The sequence below is a fragment of the candidate division KSB1 bacterium genome (genome assembly GCA_034506395.1).
GTDB lineage: Bacteria > Zhuqueibacterota > Zhuqueibacteria > Thermofontimicrobiales > Thermofontimicrobiaceae > Thermofontimicrobium.
In genome coordinates, this window is record JAPDPQ010000029.1 from 61,597 (window position 1) to 69,086 (window position 7,490).

Genomic DNA, 7,490 nt, shown 5'->3' on the forward strand with positions numbered 1-7,490 from the left:
TTCGTTAAGCCTGTCACTATTGCATCATATACTTTCAAAGGATCGGATATGCAGAATTGCGGTACCGATCCCATTGCCCTTTGCTGGGCGCGGCAACAATGATTTCGCACAAGATATTAAATGATATCATGCTTGTTCGCGCAAGCTAATTCCACTGAAAATTGACTCATAACTTAAATTAATTTTGCAATGGCATAAAACTTGCAAAAATTTAGGTCAAATAATCCTGTGGACCTCACGAGACTTAAGTACACGAATCATTTTTAACTAACGGAGGTTGATATGAAGCTTTTAAAAGGTATGCTATTAGGAATGTTGTTAGTGTTATTCATGGTGGCGGTTAACCCGGCTCAGGACATGGGCAATGGTTCGATTTCTGGGATGGTGTTGAGCCAGGCAGACAGCACCCCACTGGCACGGGCCAAGGTTTTTGCATTTCGGTTTCAGAATTTGGGAATGCCCAAAAAGTTCTATGCTGAAACTGATGAAAAAGGTTTCTATAAAATCGATAATTTATCTCAGGGAGACTACTGGATCTACGCGCAGCGGGATAGTTTCGTAGCGGAATTTTACAAGGATACCAATAATCCGTTCTTTGCCATTCCAATTAAGGTTGATAAAGGGGCGGCGATCAAAGGAATTGATTTTTACCTTGAGAATGGCGGCATCATTACGGGAAGAGTGACCGATCGTAATGGAGCTGGTATCCCCAAAGTTCAGATCAGCGCCACACCATTTCAATCGATCATGCCGCAACCCATTTGGGTCGATTCCTTGCTTGTGTGGGGCGCTACGCAGACGAATGATGATGGTTATTACGAGATTAATACCTTGGATTCTAACCAATATCGGGTCTCTGCGAAGCTGATCAGCCCCATCGCCCCATTTTTCCAAATCAAGTATTACGATAATAAGACCAATCCGATGGATGCAGACCCAGTTTTGGTGGACAATGGGCAGCAGAAATCTGGCATTGATTTTAAGTTTGATTATGTTTTGCCCACTGGTGGTATAACAGGAACGGCAAAAGATGCTGATGGTAATCCTCTGGAAGGTGTTTTTGTGTTCGCCTGGCAAAAAACAGATGGCGATACCTTTTCCGGTTATTTCAGAGGATTTGGCAATCAGGTTCGAACGGATAAGAATGGCAATTATGCGATTAATCATCTCAGCCCTGGCGATTATATTGTATCCGCGACACGAATTGATCAATTGAATTTTCAAACCATTTACTATGATGGAGCCGCGAAAATTGAAGATGCGACACCCGTCAAGGTGGCTGATGCGATTGTGCCCAATATCAATTTTGTATTTGATAAATTGGCCAATCCTGGCTCCATTTCTGGCAAGGTCACATTGGATTCTGATGGATCACCAGTGGCGAATGCATTTGTTGAGGCGATGTGGATTGGCAGTTATGCTGGTCATGGGCATGCTGCGGTCCGTCCAAGCATGTTCAGTTGGACCGATGAGAAAGGCAATTATAAAATTGAGAAATTGCGCGCCGGGAAATATATTGTGCTGGTTCATAAGAATGGGTACACTGAATTTTACGATGATACACAAGATATCACCAAAGCTACCGAAGTCGAAGTCCTGGAAGGAAAAGAGACCAGTGGCATTAATTTCGGCATCCCCGCCCTTCCAGATACTGGCAGCAAAGTCTCTGGAGTTGTGAAGGATGATTCGACTGGTGATCCAATTGAAGGCGCGATCGTGACCTTATTCCCAGTTACGACTTCGCCTCATGGGAATGCATTCAAAGGGAAATTTACATTGTTCGATTTCTATGCGACCGTTTCCGATCGCAAAGGCGAATATCTCATTGCAGGCATTCCAGCAGGAAAATACATCGCGGTATGCTGGGCTTCAAAATACATTGTCGAGTTTTATGACAATAAAATGACCCCCTGGGACGCTGACCAGATCGAGCTAGATGGAGCGACCGATCGAAACGATATCAATTTTGCCTTAACTCCTGGTTGGGGATTCCGGCTGCCAGCGGGTGCGAACGATCAGCCAGTGGGCATGATCTCTGGCCAGATTACGGATAACGAAGGCCGCTACGTGGCTGGGGCTTATGTTTCGGTGATCGACGAAAATTATCAGCTCCGTGGGACCGAGATGACTGGTGCCGATGGTACATATATCTTAGCAGGTATCCCTGCGGGCAAATATTTCGTTAAGGTGGATCGTATGCCTTACAAAACTGCTTATTATGGCAATACTACCGATCTAAACCAAGCCACACCAGTAGCAGTTGGCGAGGCCGGCAATTTCACCGTTACCAGTGTCGATGTCGCCTTGACTCCTATGGCAACTACCGATGTGGAGCAGTCGACAAATTCCGACACAGCTCCAAAAGAATTCGAACTGGCTCAGAATTATCCAAATCCCTTTAATCCCACTACTACGATTCGCTATGCCTTGCCAGTTGGTTCGCATGTAACGTTGAAGATTTACAATCTGAAGGGCGAAGTGGTGAAGACGTTGGTGAACGGATACCAGGCCGCACAGAATCATCAAGTGGTCTGGAACGGTGATAATGATGCAGGACAGAGAGTCGCTGCCGGTATCTATTTGTACCAGTTGCAAGCAGGAAATTATAGAAAGACTATGCGATTAATTCTCATGAAATAACCTAACCGCCATAACCTATGAATGACGAACCGGCTGGGTTCTGTTTAGCCCAGCCGGTTTGTTTTTTGGTCAATATGAAATCATTCAATTGAGTATCACTGCATCGGAAAGCGATTCAAGGCCTTTGTCTGGCGCTATTGCCGTCGGTATGATAATCAAGAAATTCATTCGGAGAACCGGCATTATAAATGCCCAAGTAATACGAGTTCAGATCAAGGAGATTCTCAGTTATTATTCTCACCTTATATAGCAATGGCGGATTAGGAAAACTTCGAGTCATGTTTGAATATTGAATGGAGATCACTTCCCAACTAAGCGAAGCAATCCCAAGCTCAGCGCCGGTATGTAGGTTATGATGAATAATGCGATGATCAGAATAAGCAGGAACGGCAGCGAAGCGCGATAGAGCTGCAAAATCGGCTTTTCAAATCGAAAGCTGGAGATGAACAAGTTCAATCCCACTGGCGGTGTCAGGTAGCCGATTTCCAGATTGGTCAAAAAGATCACGCCCAGGTGGATCGGATCGACGCCGAACGCCCTGGCAATGGGGACGATGAGCGGCACGACCACGATGATGGCTGAAAAAATGTCCATCATGCAGCCGACAATGAGTAACAAAATATTCAACATGATCAGAAAGACAATTTTGCTGCTGATGAAGGTCTGCATGAAATTCAAAATCTTCATTGGAACTTGTTCATCAATGAGATAATTGGTGAGCCCCAGTGCGGTGCCCAAAATAACCAGAATGCCACCGACCAGCACCGTGCTCTCTTTGATAATTTTCGGAATGTCTTTGAACAATTTCAAGTCTTGATAGACGAAGACCTCGACGATCAGCGCATAAAAAGCTGTGATGGCTGCGGCTTCTGTAGCTGTAAAAAATCCACCATAAATGCCGCCGATGATGATAAACGGCAAGGGAATTTCCCAGATCGCTTCTTTTAGCGCCAGCCAGAGATTGCCCCAATTGAACCGCGTCACGGGCACGGCAGCTTTTTTGCCCTTCTGAGTGCTATAAATCGATAGCAGGATAATCAACAAAAACCCTGGGATAATTCCTGCCAGAAATAATTGGTCGACGCTGATTTTGGCCACTACGGCGTAGAGGATGATGGGCAAACTGGGCGGGAATAGCAGGCCCAGGCTGCCCGATGAGGTGATCAAGCCCAATGAAAATTTTTCGGGATAGCCCTCTTTGAGCAGCATGGGATAGAGCAGTCCGCCGATGGCTACGATCGTCACACCTGATGCGCCAGTGAATGCCGTGAAAAAGGCGCAGGTCACCAACACCACAATCGCCAATCCTCCAGGCATCCAGCCGAACATCGCCCTCGAGAGATTGACCAGCCGTTTCGGCGCATTGCTCTCAGCCAAAACATATCCTGCAAAAGTAAACAGCGGAATGGCAATCAGCGTCGGTGCACTGGACAGGCGATACATCTCGACGATTACAGCCGAGGTGTCGATCCCCAAAAAATGGAAGCTCAGCAGGGCGATGGCGCCGATGATCGAAAACAATGGCGCGCCCAATAAGGCCAGCAGGATAAGAAACACCGCCCAGAGGATCGTGGTCATGCTGCCTCCTTCCGCGCTGCGGATGATGGCGCAAGGAGGTTTTCAAGGACATGGATGAAAAACCGCAGCATCATCAAGCCAAAGCCGATGACAATGATGATCTGGAAGAGCCAGGTCGGAATGCCAGCGAACAAGGTGCTGCCAGCCTGTTTCTCCGATTGGATGAACGTCATCGCCGCCCGCATCAAAAAGAAGCAGACGGTGCCAGCAAATAGATTGAGGATGATGACGGTGATCCGTTTGGCAGTCTTCGAAAGCAAGCGGGACAGCGCATCAATATTGATATGGCGTAGCTCTTTGGTGGCTAGCGAGGCACCGATGAAGCCGATCCAGAGCACCAGATGCCGCAGCAGCGTATCGGCCCAGAGGATCGAGGTGTGGAAGAAATTTCTCAGGATCACCTGCAAAAAGGCCAGCAGAATCATACTAAGCAGAATGATGATGAGAAAAATGGTTTCGATTTTGGCGAGGAAGTTGTTCAGGCTGTGAATAAGTTTCATCATGATTTATTGTTCTGTTATCTGATCTATCATTCGCTTTAACGCTTTATCGGTTATCGAATCAAATTCTGATTTATCATAAATTGTCATCAAATAAATTCGATCAATCTCGGCGCTTGATCTTAGGTGAGAAATGATTCTTGCCCCGCCGCGCTTCCCTTGCGCTTTGCTCGGAATAGCCAATCGTATCTTAAAACAATTTGATCCGATGGGTGTACCTAATTTGGGATTGATGAGAAGCTGCTCGTTCAATTTAATGAGGTCACTCTTGAGTGAGGGATATTTTTTTATAAGTCGTTTAGCCTCTCGGCGAAAGTTATCGGTAGTAATAATTTCAACACTCATTCAAAAACTCTGCTAAAGAGATTTTGTCACTCTTGCCAGTTTCTATGTTCTCGACCTCTTTAAAAGCATTCATCAATCCTTTTTTGAGTTTTGAGTATTGTTTCAAAAAGCGATATCTTTGATGAAACTTTAACCACTCTTGATACGGAATTTTGACCGCTGTCCGTATTCCTCTCTCGTCTGTGATATATTCGATGTTTAGATTCATATTGTTCAATCCCATGCTTTATCAGAAATATCCGCACCTCTGCAAAATATAGAAGATTATCATTCTGAGAGAAGCGAGGAATTTCATATATCGAAAAGTATTAGCTGATTGCTTTGTCGTTTCTCTTCTCTGAAGGACTACTTTCTTCTAATTCGCAGTGGGCCAAATTTTCATATCAAAATGATGTAATCCAATTATAGCTATAAAAAAAGAGAAAATCAAGAATAATTTCTCCGATGAAAAAATGGGCCTTATCTTAATTTGTCAGATTTGGTCACTTCAGATTTTTCTTTCGAAATTCGTTCAGCGCCTGCTCCACCTCTTCCACCAATTCCAGCGGATAGAGCTTGCTTGCCATTATGCGTCGCGCTTCCTTGCCCTTCTCATAAAATGATTGAAGCTGGTCGGCGGGCGGAGCTGGAATAATCTGAATGCCGTTCTGCTTCAGCGTTTCGATGGAGCGGGCATTATCCTCTCGGCTCAATTTCATCAACTGCTGGAAATATTTTTTTGCATTGCTGAGCAGAATCTCCTGATAGGGAGCGGGAATTTTATCGTACATCGTTTTGGAAATCAGCACTGCACCTGCCGCATCGGCCAGCGGCACTTCCATCATGTATTTAACTTTAGTGAACCATTGCAAGGCAATGATCGCCAATGGGGAAATATACACGCTATTGACCATTCCCGTCTGTAGTGCCGTCATCACATCGATCACCGACAGCGGAATCGGTTTGATGCCAAAGGCTTTGAACGTGGCTTCGGCCACAGGATCGCCCTCCCACATCCACATCTTCACCGCCCGCATGTCGTCCAGTGTTTTGACGGGAGAGTTGGTATAGACATAAACAAATCCCACATCAGCCCAGCCGAGCAAGACGAAGCCGTTCTTCTCGAAGCCCTGGGCAAATTTATCGAAGAATTTCTGCTGAATGAAATCGACCTCGTCATAATTGCGAAAGAGAAATGGGGAATCAAATATTCGGACTTCGGAATAAATTTCACCCAGGCCGACGCCAGTAAAGCCTGCGCTGTGCAATTGTCCCAAACGAATTTTTCGCAGCACATCTTTCTCATCACCCGCCACACCGCCAGGGTAAATTTTGAAGCCTAACTCGCCATTGGTTTGCTCCCGAACCGCTTTGTCGAATTCCCGCATCACGTTCATCCAGGTGGAGCCATCGGGCGCCAGGCTGGCAAATTTGATCTGATATTTTTGGGCGAAGCTGGTTGAAGCAGCCAGCAGGGTTATCAAAATGGTAACTATCAATTTTTTCATCATGGACCACCAGATGGAGTCCACTTTTAATGGATTTGCAAAAGTGTCATTCCGATCCGCCAACTGGCGGAGAGGAATCTCGTTAACATTTGACACCCTCAGAATATGGAGATTCCTCACTCCGCTCCGCTTCGTTCGGAATGACGTCGTTTTAGTCAGGGACAAGATGGAATCAACTTTCAAAGTGGGCTCCATCTTCATAGATTTTATCATATCAAACTCCAATCAAAAAAGCTCGTCGATTTTTTGCAGCAGATCAGATGCCTTCCGCTTGGCAATGGCGTTGGGCAGCCGTTGTTCTGGCAAAATATCGTCAGGCGTTGCCAGAACTTTCTGGAGCGTATTGGTAAAAAGCTCGGTATCGAAAGTTCGAGGCGCGTAATACCGAGCGTAATAGACATAAGGCAATAAAAATTTTTCCTGAGCGAATTCAAAGCAGCGGCTGAAATGATGCTGGGCCTTGTCCGCATCGCCGCCCAGCAGTTTGGGACGAGAAGCATAGATGGTGGCGAAAAACAGATGGGCGCCGCCGAAGAAATAACCTTCATCCAATTCGATCACCCGTTGCATCATCAGTTGCACCCGTGGCAGATCGGCCAGGGCATCGGTGTCGGTCAAATTGAGATTGATCCAGTTGGCCCAATTGTTGGCGGTCCAGAACAGAGCGGGTACATCGCTCTTATCGAATTTTTTTAGAGCCGTCGCCAAACGGTCAAGCTCGCCGCTCAATGCTGGCTGGAACAAAGGATTTTTATGGAGAATTTTGAAACCGTAATCCCTGCCGCGCAGGTAAAGCGATTTAGCTCGATCTGGATCCTGGTCTTCGACGAAACCCAGCGCATAAGAGGCGAATCCCTGGCAGGCCAGCAGCAAGAATTTTTCATTATTGGGATCGCTCTTGATCAGCCCTTCCAGCAATTTCAAATCCGAGGCGATGGCT

At 46.2% G+C, this 7,490-nt stretch carries 6 protein-coding genes; 1 reads left to right on the forward strand and 5 read right to left on the reverse strand.

The features are described from left to right. The first annotated feature begins 282 nt into the window (after positions 1-282). On the forward strand, positions 283-2,640 hold the full coding sequence (locus ONB37_15930) for a carboxypeptidase regulatory-like domain-containing protein (GenBank protein MDZ7401646.1): 2,358 nt from the start codon (positions 283-285) through the stop codon (positions 2,638-2,640). A gap of 300 nt (positions 2,641-2,940) precedes the next feature. Here ONB37_15930 and ONB37_15935 read toward each other — a convergent pair whose 3' ends face one another. The 5 genes from ONB37_15935 to ONB37_15955 form a co-directional block, all read right to left on the reverse strand. Next, complete coding sequence (locus tag ONB37_15935) at positions 2,941-4,218, reverse strand: TRAP transporter large permease subunit (protein ID MDZ7401647.1); 1,278 nt, start codon at positions 4,216-4,218, stop codon at positions 2,941-2,943. After that, positions 4,215-4,721, reverse strand: coding sequence for a TRAP transporter small permease (locus ONB37_15940; protein MDZ7401648.1), 507 nt, complete (start codon positions 4,719-4,721; stop codon positions 4,215-4,217). Before ONB37_15940 ends, ONB37_15935 begins: the two co-directional genes overlap by 4 nt. Positions 4,722-4,724: 3 nt before the next feature. After that, complete coding sequence (locus tag ONB37_15945) at positions 4,725-5,063, reverse strand: hypothetical protein (GenBank protein MDZ7401649.1); 339 nt, start codon at positions 5,061-5,063, stop codon at positions 4,725-4,727. A gap of 482 nt (positions 5,064-5,545) precedes the next feature. Beyond that, the gene (gene dctP / locus ONB37_15950; protein ID MDZ7401650.1) at positions 5,546-6,763 is read right to left on the reverse strand and encodes a TRAP transporter substrate-binding protein DctP; all 1,218 of its coding nucleotides are present in this window, start codon (positions 6,761-6,763) and stop codon (positions 5,546-5,548) included. Positions 6,764-6,775: 12 nt separating this feature from the next. After that, positions 6,776-7,490 (reverse strand): TRAP transporter TatT component family protein (locus tag ONB37_15955; GenBank protein MDZ7401651.1); only part of this gene is annotated, 715 nt, incomplete at its 5' end.

Bases quoted from the DNA above. Each gene is read 5' to 3' on its own strand.
- ONB37_15935 (MDZ7401647.1), bottom strand. From the start codon at position 4,218: ATGACCACGATCCTCTGGGCGGTGTTTCTTATCCTGCTGGCCTTATTG.
- ONB37_15930 (MDZ7401646.1), top strand. From the start codon at position 283: ATGAAGCTTTTAAAAGGTATGCTATTAGGAATGTTGTTAGTGTTATTC.
- dctP (MDZ7401650.1), bottom strand. From the start codon at position 6,763: ATGATAAAATCTATGAAGATGGAGCCCACTTTGAAAGTTGATTCCATC.
- ONB37_15940 (MDZ7401648.1), bottom strand. From the start codon at position 4,721: ATGATGAAACTTATTCACAGCCTGAACAACTTCCTCGCCAAAATCGAA.
- ONB37_15945 (MDZ7401649.1), bottom strand. From the start codon at position 5,063: ATGAGTGTTGAAATTATTACTACCGATAACTTTCGCCGAGAGGCTAAA.